25 protein-coding genes, 1 tRNA gene and 1 pseudogene are annotated in these 22,078 nt (G+C 46.8%); 17 read left to right on the top strand and 10 right to left on the bottom strand.

The features are described 5' to 3' along the window. Window positions 1–6 precede the first annotated feature (6 nt). From phnC to O9H85_RS32375, 4 genes are all read right to left on the bottom strand, one after another. Complete coding sequence (phnC, locus tag O9H85_RS32390) at window positions 7–807, bottom strand: phosphonate ABC transporter ATP-binding protein (RefSeq protein WP_269885506.1); 801 nt, start codon at window positions 805–807, stop codon at window positions 7–9. 18 nt (window positions 808–825) lie between these two features. Continuing rightward, complete coding sequence (phnE, locus tag O9H85_RS32385; RefSeq protein ID WP_269885505.1) at window positions 826–1,587, bottom strand: phosphonate ABC transporter, permease protein PhnE; 762 nt, start codon at window positions 1,585–1,587, stop codon at window positions 826–828. Window positions 1,588–1,652: 65 nt separating this feature from the next. Further along, window positions 1,653–2,570, bottom strand: a complete 918-nt coding sequence (gene phnD, locus O9H85_RS32380) for a phosphate/phosphite/phosphonate ABC transporter substrate-binding protein (RefSeq protein WP_269885504.1) — start codon at window positions 2,568–2,570, stop codon at window positions 1,653–1,655. A gap of 168 nt (window positions 2,571–2,738) precedes the next feature. After that, on the bottom strand, window positions 2,739–3,629 hold the full coding sequence (locus O9H85_RS32375; RefSeq protein WP_269885503.1) for a selenium metabolism-associated LysR family transcriptional regulator: 891 nt from the start codon (window positions 3,627–3,629) through the stop codon (window positions 2,739–2,741). Between the two features lie 275 nt (window positions 3,630–3,904). On the opposite strand from O9H85_RS32375, the gene O9H85_RS38040 reads away from it, so the two are divergent. From O9H85_RS38040 to O9H85_RS32365, 3 genes are all read left to right on the top strand, one after another. Further along, a complete protein-coding gene (locus O9H85_RS38040) occupies window positions 3,905–4,108 on the top strand; it encodes a thioredoxin family protein (RefSeq protein WP_409348236.1) in 204 nt (67 codons plus the stop codon). A 151-nt stretch (window positions 4,109–4,259) separates the two neighbouring features. Beyond that, entirely contained in the window at window positions 4,260–5,255 is a 996-nt protein-coding gene (locus O9H85_RS32370; RefSeq protein WP_269885502.1) for a glycosyltransferase, read from the top strand. Between the two features lie 207 nt (window positions 5,256–5,462). Continuing rightward, window positions 5,463–6,014, top strand: a complete 552-nt coding sequence (locus O9H85_RS32365; RefSeq protein WP_269885514.1) for a polysaccharide deacetylase family protein — start codon at window positions 5,463–5,465, stop codon at window positions 6,012–6,014. Between the two features lie 114 nt (window positions 6,015–6,128). On the opposite strand, the gene O9H85_RS32360 is transcribed toward O9H85_RS32365, so the two are convergent. From O9H85_RS32360 to O9H85_RS32345, 5 genes and pseudogenes are all read right to left on the bottom strand, one after another. After that, the gene (locus tag O9H85_RS32360) at window positions 6,129–7,121 is read right to left on the bottom strand and encodes a phosphotransferase enzyme family protein (protein ID WP_269885501.1); all 993 of its coding nucleotides are present in this window, start codon (window positions 7,119–7,121) and stop codon (window positions 6,129–6,131) included. Window positions 7,122–7,192: 71 nt separating this feature from the next. Further along, window positions 7,193–7,289: transfer RNA gene (locus O9H85_RS32355), tRNA-Sec, on the bottom strand. Window positions 7,290–7,346: 57 nt separating this feature from the next. Further along, entirely contained in the window at window positions 7,347–7,898 is a 552-nt protein-coding gene (locus O9H85_RS32350; RefSeq protein ID WP_269885500.1) for a tetratricopeptide repeat protein, read from the bottom strand. Window positions 7,899–8,003: 105 nt separating this feature from the next. Continuing rightward, complete coding sequence (locus tag O9H85_RS38035) at window positions 8,004–8,117, bottom strand: TlpA family protein disulfide reductase (protein WP_409348235.1); 114 nt, start codon at window positions 8,115–8,117, stop codon at window positions 8,004–8,006. Window positions 8,118–8,386: 269 nt separating this feature from the next. Continuing rightward, window positions 8,387–8,575: pseudogene (locus O9H85_RS32345) on the bottom strand (Rdx family protein); the annotation flags it as partial. A 266-nt stretch (window positions 8,576–8,841) separates the two neighbouring features. On the opposite strand from O9H85_RS32345, the gene O9H85_RS32340 reads away from it, so the two are divergent. From O9H85_RS32340 to O9H85_RS32315, 6 genes are all read left to right on the top strand, one after another. Beyond that, entirely contained in the window at window positions 8,842–9,999 is a 1,158-nt protein-coding gene (locus tag O9H85_RS32340) for an acyl-CoA dehydrogenase family protein (protein WP_269885499.1), read from the top strand. A 117-nt stretch (window positions 10,000–10,116) separates the two neighbouring features. Further along, window positions 10,117–11,406: an ABC transporter substrate-binding protein gene (locus tag O9H85_RS32335; RefSeq protein WP_269885498.1), complete on the top strand. Its 1,290-nt coding sequence runs from the start codon at window positions 10,117–10,119 to the stop codon at window positions 11,404–11,406. 16 nt (window positions 11,407–11,422) lie between these two features. Next, complete coding sequence (locus O9H85_RS32330) at window positions 11,423–12,277, top strand: ABC transporter permease (RefSeq protein WP_269885497.1); 855 nt, start codon at window positions 11,423–11,425, stop codon at window positions 12,275–12,277. Continuing rightward, a complete protein-coding gene (locus O9H85_RS32325) occupies window positions 12,277–13,092 on the top strand; it encodes an ABC transporter permease (protein WP_269885496.1) in 816 nt (271 codons plus the stop codon). The genes O9H85_RS32330 and O9H85_RS32325 overlap by 1 nt, the downstream gene beginning before the upstream one ends. A gap of 18 nt (window positions 13,093–13,110) precedes the next feature. Then, window positions 13,111–14,208: an ABC transporter ATP-binding protein gene (locus O9H85_RS32320; protein ID WP_269885495.1), complete on the top strand. Its 1,098-nt coding sequence runs from the start codon at window positions 13,111–13,113 to the stop codon at window positions 14,206–14,208. A gap of 20 nt (window positions 14,209–14,228) precedes the next feature. After that, entirely contained in the window at window positions 14,229–14,819 is a 591-nt protein-coding gene (locus tag O9H85_RS32315; protein ID WP_269885494.1) for a CDP-alcohol phosphatidyltransferase family protein, read from the top strand. 94 nt (window positions 14,820–14,913) lie between these two features. Here O9H85_RS32315 and O9H85_RS32310 read toward each other — a convergent pair whose 3' ends face one another. After that, window positions 14,914–15,354, bottom strand: coding sequence for a DUF6789 family protein (locus O9H85_RS32310; RefSeq protein WP_269885493.1), 441 nt, complete (start codon window positions 15,352–15,354; stop codon window positions 14,914–14,916). A 69-nt stretch (window positions 15,355–15,423) separates the two neighbouring features. On the opposite strand from O9H85_RS32310, the gene O9H85_RS32305 reads away from it, so the two are divergent. The 8 genes from O9H85_RS32305 to O9H85_RS32270 all read left to right on the top strand — a co-directional run bounded on the left by O9H85_RS32305 (window position 15,424) and on the right by O9H85_RS32270 (window position 22,070). Further along, a complete protein-coding gene (locus O9H85_RS32305; protein WP_269885492.1) occupies window positions 15,424–16,170 on the top strand; it encodes a hypothetical protein in 747 nt (248 codons plus the stop codon). Window positions 16,171–16,394: 224 nt separating this feature from the next. Next, window positions 16,395–16,748, top strand: coding sequence for a DsrE family protein (locus tag O9H85_RS32300; RefSeq protein WP_269885491.1), 354 nt, complete (start codon window positions 16,395–16,397; stop codon window positions 16,746–16,748). A 253-nt stretch (window positions 16,749–17,001) separates the two neighbouring features. Next, a complete protein-coding gene (locus O9H85_RS32295; RefSeq protein ID WP_269885490.1) occupies window positions 17,002–17,763 on the top strand; it encodes a methyl-accepting chemotaxis protein in 762 nt (253 codons plus the stop codon). 10 nt (window positions 17,764–17,773) lie between these two features. Continuing rightward, the gene (locus O9H85_RS32290) at window positions 17,774–18,895 is read left to right on the top strand and encodes a sodium/glutamate symporter family protein (protein WP_269885489.1); all 1,122 of its coding nucleotides are present in this window, start codon (window positions 17,774–17,776) and stop codon (window positions 18,893–18,895) included. Between the two features lie 79 nt (window positions 18,896–18,974). Then, window positions 18,975–19,214, top strand: a complete 240-nt coding sequence (locus tag O9H85_RS32285) for a glutaredoxin family protein (RefSeq protein ID WP_269885488.1) — start codon at window positions 18,975–18,977, stop codon at window positions 19,212–19,214. Continuing rightward, complete coding sequence (locus O9H85_RS32280) at window positions 19,207–19,887, top strand: Crp/Fnr family transcriptional regulator (RefSeq protein ID WP_269885487.1); 681 nt, start codon at window positions 19,207–19,209, stop codon at window positions 19,885–19,887. Before O9H85_RS32285 ends, O9H85_RS32280 begins: the two co-directional genes overlap by 8 nt. 64 nt (window positions 19,888–19,951) lie before the next feature. Then, the gene (locus O9H85_RS32275) at window positions 19,952–20,602 is read left to right on the top strand and encodes a TVP38/TMEM64 family protein (protein WP_269885486.1); all 651 of its coding nucleotides are present in this window, start codon (window positions 19,952–19,954) and stop codon (window positions 20,600–20,602) included. Window positions 20,603–20,639: 37 nt separating this feature from the next. After that, window positions 20,640–22,070 (top strand): dihydrolipoyl dehydrogenase family protein, encoded by a 1,431-nt coding sequence (locus O9H85_RS32270; protein WP_269885485.1) that lies wholly within the window; start codon window positions 20,640–20,642, stop codon window positions 22,068–22,070. Window positions 22,071–22,078 lie beyond the last annotated feature (8 nt).

Raw genomic sequence — 22,078 nt, 5'->3', positions numbered from 1 at the left:
GGTCACCTAATTGTAAACGATAGCACCCTTACAACTTCCCGTTGTTCCGGAAGGATCTTCGGTTGTATTTTCATCAGGGACATAAATCGTTCTTAGAATGTTGTCGTTTAGTTGCCCTGGAGAGCCGTCAAATACAACATGCCCTCCTGCAATGCCGATGATTCTTGTCGCATAAGCTTTGGCCAGCTCGACGCTGTGCAGGTTGATGATCATCGTGATCGAATCGCGATGGCGAATGTCATGGAGAAGATCCATGACGTTTTTGGCCGTAACTGGGTCAAGACTGGCTACCGGTTCGTCACCCAGAATAAATCGCGGATGCTGTACTAGTGCGCGGGCAATAGCCACACGTTGACGCTGGCCTCCGCTCAAATCGGCTACCCGCCGCGAGGCAAAGGAATCCATGCCGACCGTATGAAGCGCAGCATACGCTTCTTTTATATCGTTTTCGGAAAAACGGCCGGAGAGAATTCGGGATAAGGGCAATGTACCGAACCGGCCTACCAGGACATTTTTCAGCACGGACATCCGTTCAATGAGGAAAAAATTCTGAAAAATCATTCCCGCCTGACGACGAAATTGCCGAAGCTCTCTGGAGTTATATTGGAGCACGTTTTCTTCCCTCCAATAGATGGCTCCGCTTGTCGGCTCTACAAGCCTGTTGATGCAGCGAATAAGAGTCGATTTGCCCGCCCCGCTGGAACCGAGAATGGCAACAAAATCCCCTTCATTCACGGTGAACGAAATATCGCGTAAAGCGAAGAAGCCATTTTTATATTGTTTGGAAAGACGTTCAATTTTCAGCATAGAAACAATTCGCCTCCATTAATTCACTCGTCTGCGTACGTAGGCACCGATGATTTCAATCACAATGACCAGAATCATGATCACAACGACGTCTGTCGTGGTTGAGGGGTAGTCGAAGCTTTTAAAGTTGACAAACAACTCGTTGCCGATTCCACCGGCGCCGATAAATCCAAGCACCATGGTATCGCGCACGTTTACCTCCAGCCGGTAGAACGCATCGGATAGCATATGGGGAAGCACCTGCGGCAGCAGGCCGAAGACCACCATGGGAAGCCAGGTTGATCCCGTTGAAATAACGGCTTCTTGCGGTCCGCGGTCGGAGGCTTCAATCCGTTCGGCGATTAGTTTGCCCAGTACCCCCCAGTTGTGAAGAATCATGGCAAGCACACCGCCTAGAGGACCGAGGCCGACCAAGGGAACAAATAAAAGACCGAAAACGACGACGGGAACGGCGCGCAAAAAACTGAGAAGCCCGCGGGAGGCGGCATACACCATCCGGTGGGGCGATATATTGCTTGCGGCCGCCAAACTTGTCAGGAATCCGAGAACAAGTGCGATAAACGTGCTGAAAACAGCCATTTGCACGGTGACGATCGTTTCCCGCACGGCTGGTCCTGCGGCAGACAGGGAAGGGGGCCACCATCTTTTTAAAAAATCAAGAAGATTAGCCAGATCCAAAGTGGATAATACTTGGATCTGGCTTCCGTTCGCGCTCCATACCAAGACCATAAAGGCAATTACAAAGATGATCCCCATATAAGCGCGGCGCCTATTCAACATAAGGTACCTCCTAAAGGCTTTCCATCAGAAAACCGGCTTAGTAAGCGGCAGACCATCAGGTCTGGCTACTTTACTAATCGTCCCATCGATTCGGCGGCCTGTTTAATGTCGTCGAAATCGCTCGTTTTCGCAGTCGTGAAACCGCTCGCGCCGAATGCATCTAATATTTCTGGATCTTTAATAGAAATAAATGCATCCTGGATTTGTTTGATTAATGCGGGATCGGTATCTTTTTGCACGGCCCACGGGTATTCGAACAGTTTTTTCGATTGCCAGAGGATGCGGAAATCGTCGGCATGGATCGTTCCTTTTTTGTCCAAGATCCCGAATACGACACTGTCGATGCCGCCAACTTGGGCATTTCCTTGTTTGATCGCTAGTGCCGTAGCATCATGCGAACCTGTATAGACAACCTGTTTAAATTTGTGATTGTTTTTATCCGTAAACAACCCGAGCTCCTTTAGTTCGATGCTGGGAAAAAGAGCGCCGGAGGTCGATTCCGGATCACCGAAGGCAAATGTACTTTGCGCCGCCTTTTGTTTCAAATCATCAAGCGAGGCAATACCGGAATCTTTACGGGTAATGATATATGACTGATAATGGGGGTCGCCGTTGATCAACTCGGCGATAATGGCCTGCGCACCGCTCTTCTGATTGGCGACAACGAAAGTGAGCGGTCCGAAATAAGCCATATCCACTTTGTGATAATTCATGGCTTCCACAACCCCGTTATAATCCGGATATACGGTGATTTTCACGGGACGGTTCAAATTCTTCTGCAGCACCTCTTGCAATTTGTCCATGGCCGTTTTTACTGCACCTTGGGATTGCTGCGGAATAATACCGATCGTGAATTCCTGTTTGGAAGTTCCGGGCCCCGTTTCGGCTTTTCCTCCGGGCGCCGCCTTTTCTTGACCGCATCCGGCAAGAAGGATGGCAGCAACAAGGATAAATACTGTGAATCCTAGAAATTTTCGTTTCATAGTTGCCTCCTTGAATGGTTCACTTCAATTTGAGTTATGATTCCTGCTCATCAGCTTTAGATGAGAAAGTCATAACTAATATAGCATAGGGATGCATAACTTTAAAATCGTGAAGTGATGATTTGATTGCATTATATCCGAAATGAAACAATGGCTCTGTAAGATAACTTACATAACATTTTTATTTTCAACAAAATTTTTAATCGTTTCCTGTATAAAGGTTTGGACTAATGGAAGTGACTTACGCAAGGAATCAAATGCCAAGTAAAAACAGCGGTCCGTCGGAAGTTCATGGATGATTTTGATCTTTTCGCGAACAGCTCCATGAACTGCCCAATTGGAAATCAAGGATATCCCCACACCCGCTTCGACCAAAGCAAGGAGCGTTTCGGTACTTCCGACCTCCGCTACGCAGCGCAGCTCATCCAGTTCCATGCTGTATTTTCTTAAAGATTGCTCAATAGCCTCTCGTGTTCCGGATCCTTTTTCCCGGATAAGAAACGGATATTTTTTTATTTCCTCAAAAGACGAAAGGCAGGGATGAGAGCTATTGCCAATTAAAATGAGACGGTCTTCGGCGATACAATGAGCCTCCAAACGGGGATGTTCCGGTTTCCTCCCCACAATCGCAGCATCAATTTGTTGATTTTGCAACTTATTCAAGATTTCGGAAGAATCTCCGGTCGTAATGGAGAATTCGATCCGCGGATATTTATCGTGCATGGATTTTATGATCCGGGGAAGAAGGGATGCAGCGGGAATGGTGCTGGCGCCAATTTTCATACTACCGCTTAATTCGTTCTTTAATTCTTTGCATTCCTGAATAAGCTGATCCCACTGGGTAAGAAGCTCTTCGGCTTTTTTATAAATCAATCGGCCGGCCGAAGTGAGTTCGACATACGTCGTACTGCGATCAAAAAGCTGAATGCCCAGTTCCTCCTCGAGCGTTTTGATCTGCCGGCTGACTCCGGATTGAGTCATGTTCATCATATCCGCAACTTCGGAAAAACAGCGGCGTTTCGCAACATGGACGAACGTTTCCAAACGTTTCAAATTCATAGGACTCCCCCTTTCTTTGAAGACAATTATACAAGATCTCAATGGGTTGTAAACCTTCTGTAATCTATCTTACAGTCCCGAAAGTGCAATCTGTTGTATTATTTAAGGTAATCGAAATGGGTTGACGCGGGAACAATAGATGCATATTCTCGGGAGGGAGGTGAAATAAAATGGCAAAGACGATTACCGCTGCCGATTATGATGCTCTAGTGAAACAGGCTACCAAATCGGTGGTTCTTGAATTTGGCGCCGATTGGTGACCGGGCTGCCGTCAACTGAGACCGGTGGTCTCTAAAGTATCCGAACAGGAAACGGATGTTGATTTTTACTACGTAGATGTAGATCAATCTTCTGATCTCGCCAGCCAATTTGATGTGAGAAGCATTCCAACGATGGTATTGATTAAAAACGGAAAGGAAACCAATCGATCGGTTGGCTTCATTCCGGAAGCGAAAGTGAAAGAATTCGCACATTCGTAATGAAGTTCCGGGGACACGACCTGTGTCTCCGGGACTAAACATGTAAAAATGAATCTTGAACCCTTTATAAGCATATGCTTTCGAAGGCAGGTTTTTGCTCACAAAACAGTTGTTTGGGAAACATCGCAAAAAACTTTGAGGATGAAGAACTATGAAAGTTGTACTGGTAACACCGTACTATCACCAGTTTCGGGGAAATACGATGACCGTTCAACGGATATCTGAGGGACTGCGTCGTCTTGGGATTATCACCGAGATTGTCTCGATCGAAGAGAACCATTTTCCTCCGCTTCCGCCGGCGGATCTGGTTCATGGATTTAATGCCTATCAGTTTTACAGATACTGGACGCAACGAGGAACGTCATCTTATCCGTATTTGGTCACGCTTACGGGGACTGACCTCAACCATTCTCTTTTTCAGGAACTGACAAAAGATGCGGTTATCCAATCGTTAAACGGCGCTCAGGCCATACATGTATTTAATAAAGAAGCAAGAACTTTACTTTGTCAAGAGGTTCCAAGATTAGAACATAAAACATACCTGATTCCCCAGGGGATCATGGATTTCCCAGATGTTCAAAATCATATTGAGAAGGAAGAAGGCAGCTTCCTGTTTGTTCTCCCGGCGGGCATTCGCAGGGTAAAGAATGTTCCTTCAGCTATTTCAATGTTAACTCCGTTGTATGAACGGGACCCAAGGATTCGCTTATGGATCGTAGGTCCGGTACTTGAAGAAGAGGAAGGAAACAATGTACGGAAATTGATTGAACAAAACAGCAATTGGATTCGCTTTTTCGGGCAAGTCCCCCACCCGGAAATGGGGGGGATTTATCGACATGCGGATGTGGTTTTGAATACGTCTTTGTCGGAAGGGCAATCTACCGCTATTTTAGAAGCGATGGCCATGGGAATTCCCGTCCTTGCTTCGGATATCTCAGGAAATCGGGATATCGTATCTCACGGCCAAACAGGGTTTCTCTATCGCGACGATTATGATTTTTCGCAACATGTCCGCCATTTGATGGAGAATGTAGAGTTACGAAAGAAAATGGGGATTGCAGGCCAAGAATACGTTCAGAATCATCATTCCGCCGGGAAAGAAGTTCAGGAACTGGCTGCATTATACCGACATATTCTTCAGCATTAATTTAAGTCATGTCATCGTTAGCGGCTTTGCGTAGAAGGGGCGATTGCCATGAATGTGGTAGTAACGGGGGACGATCGAACACAATAAGAAGCTTATTTGGAGGTGATGGAGATGAAAAAGAAGAATCCGTGAGTGGTTGAAAATTCAGAGGTCGTGTACGACCGAATAGATCATCAGGTAATTACTCGTTCCCACGAATTGACCGATATGAGGCAGAAGTCGGTGGTCTTGACATTCGATGATGGCCCGGGCAGGTATTTGCCGCAAATCCTTGATGTTTTGAAAACGGAGAACGTCCCGGCGGTATTTTTTTGGCAGACTCGTCTTTTGCATCCTAATCGTCCATGGAGTAGAGTCATCGAAGAAGGGCACATGATTGGCTCTCACTCGTGCAAGCATCCCGATCTACGCAGAATGGAATATCAGGAGCAGTACGAAGAGTTATTTTACAGTAAACAAAAGCTTGAAACGATAACCGGTCAGTCTGTTCGCTATTTCCGTCCCCCGTTTGGCCAGTATGATACATGCACATTAAAAGCTGTAAAAGCTTTGGAACTGATACCTGTGATGTGGAGTACTGCATCGTTTGATTGGGAATTAAAAGAGCGTCCTGAACAAATCATATCCAATGTGGTGGGTCATCTTGAGGAAGGAGCCATCATACTCCTTCATGAATTGTCACAAACGCTGCTTGTATTGCCGGAGCTGATACGGCAAATCCGAAATCAAGGTTATTCTTTTTCTTTACTGCCGGCCTAAATATAACCCACGAAAGTGAAGCAAATCTCTGAAGCTTACTTCAATTACTTTCGCGGGGCCCAGAACCGGAAGGCGTCCTGTAGCATGATTCATCGTGCCGCAGGGCGCCTTCCTTTAGAAGAAATCCATATCAAGATCCAAAAGAGGTCCATCATGTTCAATACTGGCCCTGTATTCGGTTAAACGAGTTTTACCTGCTTTATCTAGACGGGCCATGTCTAAACGCTGAAACTGCCTGATGTAAACAAAGATATGTCTTAGTTTCAAAAAGTCCTGAAAATGCTGCAGCCACGCGGGGTCCAATTCATTTTCCCGCAAATAGCCGATCATAAAATGGTCAAGAAAGAAACGAGCGAAAGTGTTTCGTTCCCGCGGTATGACCGAAAAGGTGAAGGCCTCATTATACAAAGCCTTGGCGATATCATTGATAAACCAATGATACTCCAGGTCGTCAAAGTCAATGACTGTGATTTCCCCGTTATCGACCAGAAAATTACGATGATGGAGATCGGAATGGATCAGGCCATAATCGTTTTTTCCTTTCGGCAGTACTATCAACCGGTTATATAGTTCGTCAAACTTTTTTTTTACGGACATTTCTGCAGCAGGTAGCCATTTCTCCGCATTCATAAATTGGTTTTCATACCACTCTAGTCTTCTATGAACCGGATCGGCAGGTTCATAGATTTTGGCCAGCGCGTGCATACGGCCCATCGCTTGCCCCCATTTACGAAGCAGTTCGGGATCATAGGGAGCTCGATCTACGATATTCCCCTTTGCCCTTTCATAAGCGGCTGCTGTGAAACAGGAATCTTCGGTAGAAATCGTCTCCACGTAATGGCCATTTTTTGAGGGGATGGCTCGCGAAACAGCAACCCCTTGCTCGGCTAAAAAATGCAGCCAGTCCAATTCTCCTTTTATTTGCTCGGCGCTTCTGCGGGTACAGTGACTTATTTTTAAGACGTATTCATTATCTTGAAATTCGTAGCCATATACGAAGCTTTCATTCCCGTTTAAATTACGGACCGTTCGTTTGTCGACCTTATATCGGTTAAGTGTTTCATTGAACACCCTGTCGCTATACAATGCCATGGTTTCTTTTATCATGCGAACACCTCAAACAAAAAAGAAAAGACCAACAACATTTGTCGATCTTAATCTTTGACATTAATTTATGTTGGCGAGACCGTGTGGGAATCGAACCCACCAGAGACGTCACGCGCCTCCCAAAAGGTTTTGAAGACCCAGGGGGACACCAGTACCCCAGCCAGTCCCACGTACTTAAAAAGAACAGATATAATTATAGACCATAGCTTGAAGGGATTTCAAGCGTCATTGATCCTGAACGGTTCCGGGAATCACACAACCATCGGGTCCGCAATCCGAGGCGCCCTGCAAGAGCGCTTCCTCCCTACGTTCTTTTTCCAATTGCAACTGCTGCCAATCTATATCGATAGCAGGAGAAAACTTCTCCGGATACCGGATGTACCAGCGCTGTTTTCGTATTAAAAAGTTATCGGGATCCAGCAATAGCGCTTCATCCAACTCTTTCAACGATTCCTCAATCCTGCTTTGCTGGGCATATGCCATCCCCAGTTTGAATTTCGTCTGTGCCAATTGGATTTTCAATTCGGAAGACGCATCATGGACTTTGTAGTAAATATCTTTTAATTCCACTGTCTCGATCTCTCCGCGGAGCAACTGCTCAACGGATTTCACATGTTCTTCGTTTGTAACATGAAACCCCTGCTTGATAAGCCGAATAGTACCATCCACATCCATAAAGATTCCATTGGGGACAATTTTGAAGCCAAAGAGATCGGCTAACTTATTCTCTGTATCGACCATAGTAGGGAAGGAGGTTCCGGAAACGTACGGTTTCACGACTTCCGCACCTTGTATATCGACAGCTACCGATAAAATTTCAAAATTCTCATGCTTATGTTTTTCATAAAAGTTCTGCCATCCAGGCAGTTGTTCGCGGCAGCGTCACCAGGAAGCCCACATAAAAATGAGCGTGTTCTTTCCATAAAAATCTTGAATAGAAACCAGGTTTCCCTTTAAATCATGCAACTGAACATCAGGCATCTTTTGCAGAAGCATCGAAGTCCCTCCAATCATTCATCATTGTATTTAATTCTAACATAGTTAAGTATATACCAATTCAGCTCAGAGTTATGTAATCTATCTTACAGAAGAGTCCTATTCGGAAAGTTACAATGACGATAACACACTTAGTTATCACACACGAACCGCACGGATTCTAAGCACTTTTGAATTACGCTTGCATATTGACCACACAAAAGGAACCCTCTAAATGAATTAGATTTCTCGATTCATTTAGAGGGTTTCCTCAATATGTCATCCATAATTTAGCTTTTTTCGCTTGTCAACAACTGTTCAATTTCTCCTGGATTTGGGAAGCGATTTACTTGTCTGTTCGAATAAACAAGCTGGTTATCGAATGAGACTTCAAATATGCCACCTGAAGAAGGTACCATTGTAAAATCGCTAATTTTATCAGGGTGCTTGCTTAAAAGTTCAGCCGCCAGACCGGTGGCTTTTTCTAAGAAACTCCCTCAAGAAGTACAATAATTGATTTGGATATGCTTGCTCATTTTTTACCTCCTTGGAAAATTAGGTTTTGAATTACCTATTTTATAATGACATTTTTACCTGGAATTTATACAAGGGTTCTAACTTCTAGGAATTGAAAAGGACGCCGTACCTGTTTTTCAACTTGCGTTAGAATGAAAGAATCTTATAGAAGGGGAGAGGCAATAATGATAAAATTCATCATAAAGCTTTCCAATAGGGGAATGAGAGCATGAACGACGAAATATTCTTAAAGAACGATAGGCATAGACATTTCGTAAAAGTAGCGGGGAATTTGGTAAATCAGTTTGCAGAAAGGGCCGACCTTGTCGATCAAAATGGCAGCTTTCCGTTTGAGAATTTTGAGGCACTGAAGCAAGCGGGGTTTCTGTCGCTTACGATCCCGAAGGAAAATGGTGGTGAAGAGATATCTTTATATGAGTTTGTGATGATTCAAGAACAGTTGGCTCAAGGAGACGCTTCCACCGCTTTATCTTTAGGGTGGCACTTGGGGGTACTTTTGGATTTATCCGTGCGCAGGGATTGGCCGGAGCCGATTTTTAAGGAGCTTTGTGTGAAGGTCGTCAAAGAGCAACGTTTGATTAACCGCGTTCATGCGGAACTTGCAACCGGAAACCCCTCGCGCGGCGCAAAGCCGGAGACAATGGCATTCAAACAGAATGACAAATGGCTCCTGAACGGGCGAAAATCGTACGCTTCGATGGCGCCTGCTCTTGATTATCTGATCGTTTCCGCAACGATTGCCGATACAGGAGAAGTAGGCGGCTTTCTCATCCCCGCAACTTCAAAGGGCGTACGCGTTGAAAGCAATTGGGATACGCTGGGTATGAGAGGGACAAGAAGCGACGATATTGTTTTGGACAATGTGGTCGTGGGTGATGAAGCTTTTGTAGAATTCATTCCGCCAAGAAAACCATCGCCACTAGCGTGGCTTTTGCATATTCCCGCCTGTTACTTGGGGATTGCCATTGCCGCAAGGAACGAAGCGGTGAGATTTGCTAACGAATATAAACCGAACAGCCTTCAGGGACCGATTAAAGATGAGCCTGAAGTGAGACGGAAGGTCGGAACCATCGAATTAAAATTGTTATCGGCGCGTCATTTCCTCTATTCTGTAGCGGAACGGTGGGATCAGGAACCCGAAAAGCGGGATATGATGGAGCCTGAGCTCGCCGCGGTCAAGACGGTTGCAACCAATACCGCCATAGAGGTTGTGCGAGAAGCGATGCGCATTGTCGGAGGGCAAAGCTTCTTTTCATCGAATCCGCTTCAGCGTTATTTCAGAGACGTGCAAGCGGGCATCCATAACCCCCCAAGTGACGATAGCACCCTATCATTATTGGCAAACAGGGCATTTGAAAACATTTAATACGAGGCGGGTCTCGATATTACGATTTGTATGTAAGCTATCCTACAGAACTTTATCGAATCTTGCCGTACAGTAGAAGAAGTATAAATCATTCATAATTGATAGGAGATGACGTGCTTGAAGCGTAAGTTATTATGGATGGGGTTTGTTTTTATGATTTTTACGGGAATTATTTTGGCAGGATGCTCGCACACGAACGCGCCGAAATCGGATGCAGGGCAGAAAACGGGGGACGATTCCAAGCCCGTTTCGAATAGCTTATTGGACGCAAAATGGAACGACGTGCTGGCGCAAGCCAAGGGCCAGACCGTCAATATGTACATGTGGGGCGGAAGCGACTCGATTAACCGCTATATCGACGAGTGGGTGGCGCCGCGGCTGAAAAAAGAAGCGGATGTGACCTTGAAACGCGTGCCGATGAACGATACGAAGGATATTATCAACAAGCTGCTGGCTGATAAGCAAGCCGGGAAAAAGGACGGCAGCATCGACATCATGTGGATCAACGGGGAAAATTTCAAGGCAGCCAAGGATAATTCGCTGCTTTGGGGATCGTTTGCTTCGAAGCTTCCGAATGAGAACCAATACGTCGATGTGAAGGCGCCGGATGTCGCGAGCGATTTCGGTCTGCCGACAGATGGGACGGAAGCTCCTTGGGGCAAGGCGCAATTCGTCTTTGCGTATGATTCGGATAAGCTGAAAAATCCGCCGAAATCGATGAAAGAGCTGCTCGAGTGGACGAAGAAAAATCCGGGCAAATTTACGTATCCTGCTCCGCCCGATTTTACCGGCAGTGCGTTTATCCGTCATGTCATTTACGAACAAACCGGCGGTTATGAGCCATATATGAAGGCAAATGTCGATGAAAAAACGATGAATGATAAGACGAAACCCGCCTGGGATTTTCTAAATGAACTGAAGCCCTATTTGTGGAGAGAGGGCAAAACATATCCCGAAAGCGTGGCGAAGCTGGATCAATTATATGGAAATGGCGAGGTCTGGATGACCATGAGCTATGACCCTTCGAGTGCGGCGAGCCAGGTCAAAAAGGGTGCATTCCCGAAATCGACGAGAACGTTCGTTCTAGAAAAAGGCACCTTATCCAACACGCATTATTTATCCATCCCATTCAATTCCGTGCATCTGGCGGGAGCGATGGCCGCTATCAATTTTCTGCTTTCCCCCGATGCGCAGATCGCCAAAGCGGATCCCGCCAACTGGGGAGACTTTACGGCGCTTGATCCGAAGAAGTTATCTGCTGACGACCAAAAACGGTTAGCCTCGATCGACCGCGGGGAAGCTACGCTTCCGATCGATGTGCTAGCCAGCCATCGCGTACCGGAAACACCTGCTGCCTACGTCGATGAGTTCGAAAAGGAATGGACCCAAAATGTGGCGAAAAAGTAGGCCATACCTTCTTATAATGCCCGCAATCCTTATCATCTTGGTTTTATTTTTCGGCGGACTGATCGAAGGATTGATCCAAAGCCTGGGATATTTTCCGGCTGCGGGTCAATCCCGTTTTTCCTTATTCGCCTATGAAGAGCTGCTTCGTTCGGATGAATTTTGGAGTTCGCTTCTGCTAACCCTGCGTATTTCCGTTTTGTCAACGTTTGCTGCGGGGATATTAGGGCTCATTGCCGCGATTTGTTTGTTTATGTTGGGCAAATCGGTCGGTTCCGACTGGAAAAACTTTTGGCAGCGGCTGTTCGGGTTCCCTTTACTCGTCCCTCATTTGACAGGAGCGTATTTGATCGTGCTGCTTTTTATCCAAAGCGGATGGATCTCCCGAATCGCTTTTCATCTCGGATGGATTAAGGAGATTCAGGACTTTCCCGTTTGGATAAACGATCCTTTCGGATCAGGTATCATTTTGGCCTATGCATGGAAAGAGGCGCCGTTCATTGCCTTAATGATGTATCCTGTGCTGCTCCGGATTCTCGGCTCATGGTATGAAGCGGCTCGCGTATTCGGAGCAAGCCCCGGCAAATTCGTCCGCGAGATCGTGCTTCCGCTTGTATTTCCGGCTTTGCTGTCTTCTTCCTTCATCGTATTTGCCTTTACGTTCTCGGCATTTGAAATTCCTTTTCTACTCGGGGTGACGTATCCCAAAATGCTGCCTGTACTCTCTTATGAGCTTTATACAGGTGGAGAGCTATCCCAGCGCCCCGAAGCTCTGGCTGTGAATGTAATCCTCGCGCTGATCGCCGCCGGGTTAGGGCTGCTGGCATATCGGATCAGCAGTCGCTGGCTCTCCGCCCAAGGGAGGGGATGGTGATGATGAGCGGACGGATGATGCATGTTCTGCACGTGCTGATTACCGCTTTTGTCATCGCTCTGATTATACTTCCGTTTATTCCATTGTTATTATCCAGCGTCTCTGCCGGATGGAGATGGCCGGAGGTGCTACCTCATTCGTATAGCTTGCGTTCATGGGAATATGTCTTTTCACCAAACTCCGGAACGTTGGAGGCTATTTGGACGAGCGTCTACATTGCCATGTTCGTCACAGTAATCAATATAGTGATTGCCGTACCCGCTGCGGATGCGCTCGCCAGAAGGGAGTTCAAGGGGAAACGAATCGTGGAAGGCGTACTCTATGCGCCGATGATCGTCCCTGCGTTTGTCCCGGTGATGGGGCTCTATATGACGTTTATCAAGCTGGGGTTGACGGAATCGGTTTATGGCGTCATCCTATCTCATCTGTCTCCGACGCTTCCTTATATGATTAGGGCTTTAATCGTCAGTTTCGGAACACTCGGCTTTCAGTGGGAAGAGCAGGGCCGAATGCTGGGAGCGAAACGGTTCGCTCGGTTTCGTCACATCGTGCTACCTCATATTTTGCCGGGCATAGCGGCAGGTGCGAGTCTCAGTATATTGGTTTCCTTGAGCCAATACTTGATTACGTTTCTCGTCGGCGGCGGGCAGGTCATGACGCTTCCGCTCCTGCTCTTTCCGTTTATCAGCGGCGGCGATCCTGCTGTTGGCTCCGCCTACACCTTGCTGTTTGCGGGGGTTTCCGTCATCCTGCTCTGGGTCATGGATCTGGGACTAAAAACATACTACCGCAAACAAATGCCTCTTCATTGGTAAGGAGACGGGAGGAATACGATGCCAGACCTGCATGTAATGAACATTGAAAAGATTTACCCGGGAAAAAATAAGAAAGTGGCTGCTCCTGCGTTTTCGTTGCAGTCCGTGAATCTATCCGTACAAGAAGGCGAATTTTTTGCGCTGCTGGGCCCTTCGGGATGCGGGAAAACGACGCTGCTAAAATTGGTTGCCGGGTTATTAACCCCCGATCAAGGTGAGATTCGCCTCGGTTTAGAATCGATTACCTCACTACCTGCCGAACAAAGAGGATTCGGCATGGTTTTTCAGCAGCCGCTTCTGTTTCCACATATGACAGTGGATGAGAATGTCGCCTTCGGCCTGAAAATGCAGGGAGTCGGCAAGAAAGAACGTCTGGCGCAAGCCAGGAACATGCTGGAGGCCGTTGGCCTTAAGGACTTCGGCTCGAGGAATCCTTCCGAATTAAGCGGCGGGCAGCAGCAGCGGGTCTCTTTGGCCCGGGCCATCGTGACCAGGCCGAAACTGCTGCTGATGGATGAACCGTTCAGCGCTTTAGATCCTGGACTCCGCGACGAGATGAGAGAGCTTGTCAAACGCATTCATCGGGAATATGCGATCACGATTCTGTTTGTCACACATGACCGGGGGGAAGCTTTTCATCTGGCGGACCGGATTGCAGTCATGAAGGGCGGCAAAGTGTTGCAAGTAGCTTCACCCCGGGACTTGTACGAGAATCCGAACAGCCTGGAAGTTGCCTATTTTATGGGGGCCAAGAACGTCCTTGAGGGAGATTGTCATGATGGGATTTTTTCAGCAAATGGATTCTCGCTTAGGTTGGACGAACGAATGGATACGTCTTGCGGGCACGGATGCCTGATTCTTCGGCCTGAATACTTGTCTGTTGCTCTAAGGGGCGGTGAAAGGAAACAAGAAGAGGCATCCCATTGGAGAAGTTTGGATGGCAGGGTTACGGAAGTATTATTTCACCAGGGTCTTTATTGCTTTCGGATCCAAGTCGGATATGGAGTTCTTGAGGTGCTTGAAAAAACAACCGAACAGGAGCAGCCGAAAATAGGGGATACCGTGACCGTTCGTTTCAATATTCGAAAGATGCTTTTCTTCCCGAGAGTTCATTGAATGGAAAGGAGTGAATGCCGATGCTCGATACGCATGCAAGGAAATATGTACAGCCGATTATCGGGAATATGGCAAAAGGGCTGTTAAAGCTGGGCTTATCGGCGAATCAGGTCACTTGGGCGGCATTTTTATTGGGACTATCAACGGGATTTCTCGTTGTTTTCAATCATCCGTATTTGGCTGTCCTCATCTTGTGGATTTCGGGCTACTTAGACGCTGTTGACGGTTCCATGGCGCGCCTTACGCAAAAAACAACTCCGTGGGGGACTTTGCTTGACATTACGTTCGACCGGATCGTCGAGCTTTCCGTCATAATCGGACTGGCTGCTAAATTTCCTGAAGCACGATTTTTACTGCTACTGTTAACGGCATCCATCGTCTTTTCGATGACCGTCTTTCTGACAGTCGGCGCTTTGACCGAGAAAAAAGGCATAAAGTCATTTTACTATCAGGCGGGACTCGCGGAACGGACAGAGGGCTTTATCCTGTTTTCGCTGATGATTATTCTGTCCCAATGGCTGCTTTGGCTCACAGCGATATTTCTGGCCGTTGAAATGTTTACCGCCCTGCAACGGATGTGGGAAGCAAAGAGGATTCTCAAAGATCTATAAGAATGTGAAAGGATCCTTTGGAATTGAGAAAACCTCCAACTCCACCCGGTGATGAAAGGTGGAATTGGAGGTTTAGTCTTTAAGTTTCTTTGTTTCAGGCTGCCTTTCCCTTGACCAGCCTGTAAGTAATACTGGTAACAACACCATACATCAAATGAGTAGCCAGGCTAAGCCACATCGACATGGACGCGCCGCCGCCTCCGCAAGGATTGCTGGCTCCGCCGCCGCTGCCCATCATCATTGGCATGATAATCATCGGCCCGATAATCCAGATGATGACCCCGAAAATGAGACCCGAAACGGCCGGATGAAGTTTCACCATTCCAGCGAAAAGGGCAAAAGCGATACCGAAGATCAGGCTGATCATAAGATGAATAATAAACCCGACTGCCGCTGAGTGGCTTCCCATCATGGAAGCGAGTCCCGGGAACATGCCCATCATGCCCATTGGAATAGCCAAGATGAGCCCGCCTACCAAACTGCTTATGATCCCGGCTTTAAACGAAAACTTTTTCTCTTGCACTGCATCTGTCATGAGTGAGCCTCCTTCAATTTTTGAACTTTCGATTACAGGCTCATTATATAAAGGGCCAAGAAAGAAAGTATGTATGCTATCATACAAACAACAATTTTTCATTTTGCTACGATGAGTAAAGCAACTGAATCAGGGATTGGAGGTAAGGAGATGTTGAACTGGAAGACAATGTTTCGCAGAATGATCATCATAGGAGCTCCGCTTCTGCTTGGCGGTTTGGATCTATGGCATCCGGAATCCGTTGTGTTCGGAGAGATGTTGGTCTCACCGGCAAAAGCCGATTGGTGGCTAAAGCTCCACCTCATGCAGCTACCGCTCTTTGGATTGCTTGCTGCTTCCTTGTATTTTGTTACGGATCCTATTTCCGGAATTTTAAAAGGCATCAGCCGGGTAGCGTTATGGTTGTTCATCATCTTTTACACAGCACTAGATTCCATCGCAGGGATTGCGACGGGAATCATCATTCATAGGCTTCAAATCATGGGCATAACTAATGAGGGAAGTCCGGCATATGGTTCCATGTTCAATGTGTTTACCTCAATCTTTAATTTGGATGCTCCTGGGGTTTCGGCTATATCCCGCATCGCCGTCTACTCTTGGACGTTTGCCGGGTTGTCCGCCGCGGTGGCTTTATTTCTTAAAGGATACAATCGGATCGGAGTGATTTTGATTGCCATATCAGCACTAACGTATCAATCTCATGCGTATCCGAACGGCCCCATCACTATGCTGCTTTATATTGCCGGGGTCATATGTGTTGAGTTTTTTCCATGGGCATGGACAGAAGTTAAGAAAGTGAGCGGTATGATGTCGTGAGGACGTTTAGAATCGATTTCAGTTCATTCTTATCTTATGTAAGCTACATTACAGAAGGAAGCGAACTGGCTGGGGTATGATAAGCCCATCAAAATAAAGGAGGTGTGAAGCAAGGGAGCGGTGGCTTTAACATAAGCTTCATATAACAAGCACATTGGTCAGGGAGTTACATTGGTCGATTTCAAACAAACATTAAAACAATATAAGCCCATGGAGGAATCAAGATGAAAAAATTTGCGATTTTGGTGCATGCATCGGAAGCAGAGGGTGCGAAAGCACTTCACTCGTTGTTATATGCGCAAGAATTGAAAGAAGCCGGTCACGAGGTAAAAGTTATTTTTGATGGGGCCGGAACCATTTGGGTCAAAAAATTCGAGGATCCGGCAGGCAAGTACAACCCCATTTATAACGCTGTAAAAAATCTTGGTGTGATCGCAGGGGTATGTGAATACTGCGCCGGCGCTTTCGGAGTTGAACAAGAAGTGCGAACATCCGGTTTACCCTCGATGGGAGAGCGTAACGGACATCCGAGTCTGGCGCAGCTGGTTGCCGAGGATTATCAAATCATAACTCTTTAATGCTGCCAGGATAAACGGCTACACTGTCCTTGTCTCGAGCGCGTTTACCAAGGTTGATTGCGAAGCTATAAGCTACGAAAACTTATAAATTCTTATCAACTAAGAAAGACCGCGAGCCTGAAGATTCCTGATCTTCAATCCAAGCTCGCGGCCTTTTTTAATTGCTACTTATGTATGTTACCTTACAGATGGTTGTTCTCTCGGCATGGTATATTCAAAATCGTAAAGCATTTCATTTCAAGGGGCGTTTAAAATGAACGGGACATTACATGCCGCAACAAAAATTGAAAAAGCGAAAGAGACCATGGAAGAGCAAGAAGTTTTGGTGCAACAGCTTGTCGACATGTCGGGTCAAATTTCGGCTAATGCCGTGAACATGCTGGAACATGCCCGAAATATCACGGAATTATCGGCTCAAGCAGACGGAATGACGATGGATGGAGAGCAGCGTATTGCCCACGTTGCCCATCAAATGGAGCGGATCAGCAGCCGGTCCGAAAGCATCATGGGAAGAATGGATACACTCGCGGCGTTTTCCAAAGAGATTTTAAAAATTGTCGAGGTACTGCAAGACATAGCTTCCCAAACCAAACTGTTATCCCTCAATGCTGCCATTGAAGCCGCGCATGCCGGCGAGCACGGCCTTGGATTTGGTGTCGTAGCTTCCGAAGTCAGAAAACTGGCGGAAAGCAGCGAAAATTCGGCCAAGGGAGTTGAAAACATCGCCCAACAGATCATCCGCGAAATCGAAGGATTGGTACAGGAAGCGAAGTCCGGCGTTACGGATACGGAACTAGGCAACAAGGAAGTGGAACAAACCAAAATCAGCTTCCAAACGATCCGGGCGACGGTTCACGAGCTGAAAGAAGACAATACCGAGCTCCATCAACAAGCTACTGAAATCAGCGGTATCAGCGACCGGATACAACATATCAGCAAACCGATCGCAATGAACAGAGTATATATTTCGGAAGGCCTGGACGCTGCGCTTTCAATCATGGAAGTGAGCGGATAACGTTAAAACAATGATGAGTGTAATCCTGCAGTTCGTCAGTGTAACAGTTATTTTCAGTTTCGTTTATTTAGGCCTTCGTATGGAACGTTGGTGGGGATTATCACGACTTTATATTTCACCTCCACTCGCTGGAGGAATCATCGGCGCATTCTTGCTATCCATTGGGTTTTTCGCGACAGGTTTTTTCTGGACGCCTTCCGAACAAGTCACGCATTGGCTAGTTACAAGTTTTCTGTTTTTCATTGGCGTCAAAATCGGATGTATTTATACAAAGCGGCACATTCTGGTTATGGGCATTTTTTTACTGATAACCGTCGTTCCCATGCTTTTGCTGGAAGGTCTGGCCTGGTTCTTTTTTCGTGGATATCCCTTATTTCGTGAATGGATCGGTACATCAACGCTTGCCTGGAATCCGGAATGGATCGAACATATTCAGGCCATTTTACCTGTTAGTGGGAACGTTCAAGTTGTCTCTCAAACCACTTTATTGATTGTTTTTTTAATATCACCTTTTGTGATCCGACTGATGCAAACTTTTTCACCACCGGATTCAGGGGTTCAAACAAGAAATGCGATCAAAATTTGGAATCTTTCCGCGTTCGTGCTCCATGTCACGATTACCGGTGTGGCTTTATGGCTTAAACATACATGGTTCTCTTCGTTCTTATTTGTATTTGATTATGTCATTTCCATGCTTATAGGTGTAATGTTCGGTGTATGGCTTCGAAAAACCGGATGGGAGAAAAAGCATCACTTCCTGCAAACCGTTCAACAGATGGGCACTTTATCCTTATACGGATTTATTGTTGCGATGATGCTTGGGGCGACCGCTGCTATTTTGACTCACGGGACGATGGCGGTAACAGCAATCCTGATGATTAAAATTATAGTCATTTCCATCCTGTTTATCTGGTTAGCCCGGAAATGGGCCAAGAATCATCGACGATTGGTGCTGCTAAGCGCTTGCTGGTCATTTACATTAAGCGCTCCGGTAGCTTGTATGAACGCGATGCGTTCGGTTACAGATCGCCACGGGGAGGCGGACAATGTCCTTCTCATCGTTCCCCCGGTTGTTTTATGGTTAATGAACTATCCTCATTATGCACTTTTTACGTGGTTATACCGCTTTTGAACCGGTGCGGGCCGATGGATAACATTTTGCAATAAAAAGGAAAATTAAGCGATAATGAGCTTAGGGAGAGGTGAGGAAAATGAACATTAAAGTGTATTGGAGCGAACATTGCAGCCAGTGTAAAACCGTCATGGACTATTTTGATGAGAAGCAGGTGCCGATCGAAAAAATCAATGTCACCTACGATCAGAATAAATTTAACGAGATGCTGCGTCTAGGCGGTATCGCCACGCCGCTCATCGTGGTCGGGGAGCGAGTGATTCATTCGTTTGATCGACAAAAGGTAGATAAGCTATTGGAGGGGATCCAAGTTGAATAAACTTTGGTATTTATCGCAAATCAGCCTTTTTGATGCATTGCCGATGGAGGATCTCATGGAGATCGACAAAATGTCGCCCATGGTCAAATTAAAAAAAGGCGAACTCATCCAGACGCCGGATACGTTCCGTGAAGGGCTCTATATGCTCAAGGAAGGGAAGCTCAAGTTATATAAAATCAACGCGGAAGGCAAGCAGTTTATCGTTAGCATTTTGGGCGCGGGGAACGTTTTCGGCGAGGTTGATTCGTTTTCGCTGGGGACGCGCGATACGTTTATTGAGACCATGGAGAATACGATTCTCTGTTCGTTAGATAAAGATCAATTTGAGCGTTTTCTTATTGAACGTCCCCATTTGGCCGTGAAGCTGATGAAAGAGCTCAGCGCTCTCCTGAAAGACAGGGATGCCATGCTTGCGCAACTGGCGCTCGGTGATGTTCGTGAAAAAATCCTCCATTTGCTTGTCGCTTTAGCTGGTAAATTTGGAATTGCGGAAGAAAACTTTCACAAAATTGATATCCCCTTATCTCATCAAGAGATAGGGAATATGATCGGATCTACCCGGGAAACGGTTACGGTGGCTCTGAACGAGCTGGCCAAAGAACATGTGATCAAAACCGGAAGAATGTCCATCCATGTAGATTTGGAGCGTGCAAAGAACCTGCTGCAATATTGATTTTTTTTGGGAAAGCTTGAGCTTACGATGTAAGTTTTGCTACACGAACTTTGGAGAGGTGGAAATGAAAAAACAATCGGCGATTGTTAAAATGTTAGCGTTATTTGCCGGGGTCGGGATGCTTTACTGGATCAACCATGCTTACATTCATGCAACACCCCAAGGCATCCGGGATTGGATTCTATCTTTTGGCTGGATTGCTCCGCTCCTGTTTATTTTCTTGTATACGCTCAGGCCGCTTTTATTATTTCCGGCTTCGGTTTTGTCGATAGCGGGCGGTTTGGCCTTCGGCGTATGGTGGGGAACCGTATTCACCGTCATCGGCGCAACTACGGGAGCGGCATTGTCCTTTTTCGTTGCAAGATTTCTGGGAAACAATGCGGTGCGAAAAAAATGGACGGGCAGTTGGAGCAGATTGGAACGAAAGCTTAGGGAACGGGGATTTATCTACGTTCTTCTGCTCCGATTGATCCCTTTGTTTCCGTTTGACTTGATCAGTTACGTCGCCGGGGTATCGAAAATACGATTCCGATCTTTCATCTACGGTACGTTCATCGGCATCATCCCGGGGACGTTTGCGTATAACTTTCTCGGTTCGAGCTTCACCAAGGGGAGCGTAAGAGACATTTTGATTGCAAGTGGTGTCTTTCTTGCCGCGCTCACCATCCCAATTCTGTTCAGGAAGAGATTTATTGATTCAACAGAAATCAAATGAAAAAAATCCAAATCGGATCGGATTGGAGGGACAAATGATGAGGAAATACGATTTGGTCGTGATCGGCGGCGGTGCTGGCGGTCTTACGGCAGCCGCGGGGGCAGCGAGTATGGGGGCCAAAGTCGCATTAATTGAAAAAGAGAAACAACCTGGGGGAGATTGTTTACATTATGGATGCGTCCCTTCCAAAGCTTTGATCGAAGCGGCGAAGAAAATCCATACCGCGAGATTTGCTGCGGATGAATTTGGCTTTGTTTTGCAAGGCGAATTGGACTTCCCGGCTGCTATCCGTCGGGTCAAAGCGGCTATCGCTCATATTCAAAAGCATGATGACGCCGACCGTTTCAGGAACATGGGAGTAGACGTATTTCAGGGATTCGGCCGGTTTAAAGACGAACATCATGTGGAAATCGGCCATGGCGATGTGGTGTACGGAAAAAGGATCGTCATTTCGACAGGTTCCCGGCCAGTCATCCCGCCGATCGAGGGATTGGCGGAAACCGGGTTTTTGACGAACGAGACGGTATTCGATTTACAGCGTCTTCCCAAAAGGCTGATTGTCGTCGGCGCTGGGCCGATCGGACTTGAACTTGCGCAATCTTTCGCCCGATTCGGATCCCAAGTGACAGTGATTGAGTATGCTGCCGGACTTCTGGGGCGGGAAGATCAGGACATCGTTCCGTATATCCGAGCAGCGTTAGAAAAAGAGCTTACTTTCTTGTTCAATGCCAAGGTGCACAAGATCGAAAAACTCGTTGGCGGCGAAAAAAGAGTGACGGTGCTCCGCGGCGACGAAAGCATCCTGCTGGATGCGGACGAAATCCTGATTGCAACCGGACGAAGGCCGAATACGGATCAGCTTGGGCTGGAAAATACGGGAGTACAGCTGGACAAAGGCTATGTTGTTGTAAAGGAAACGTTGCAAACGACCGTTCCCCATATTTATGCGATCGGGGACGTGCTTCGTGCGTTTCCATTTACCCATGCCGCGGGAATGGAAGGGAAAATCGTGGTCGGCAATGCCGTATTCGGATTAAGAAGAAAAGTGAACTACGAACATGTGCCATGGGTGACGTATACCGATCCGGAAATTTTTCATCTCGGTTTGACGGAGCAGGAGGCTCGCGAAAAGATCGGTGTTGAGATTCGTGTATACAAGGTTACGCTGGACGATGTCGACCGGTTCGTGGCTGATAGAGAGATGAACGGTATGGTTAAGGTCATTACGGATGAGAAAGGGCTCATTTTGGGAGCTCATACCGTCGGAAAAGGCGCCGGGGACTGGATGCAGGAAATCGTATATGCGAAACAGTCCGGCCACAAAATAGGGAACATATCGAACGTCGTTCACCCGTATCCCACACATGGCGCAGCGTTGCAACGCGCCGCAGATCAATACTGGCGAAAAAAACTATTTGAAGGCGTCGTTCCGAAAATATTGAAAATGTATATACGATGGTTTCGTTAGGCGGATGA

The organism is Paenibacillus gyeongsangnamensis, assembly GCF_027533625.1.
Lineage (GTDB): Bacteria > Bacillota > Bacilli > Paenibacillales > NBRC-103111 > Paenibacillus_G > Paenibacillus_G gyeongsangnamensis.
This window is presented reverse-complemented; position numbering and strand designations above follow the sequence as displayed.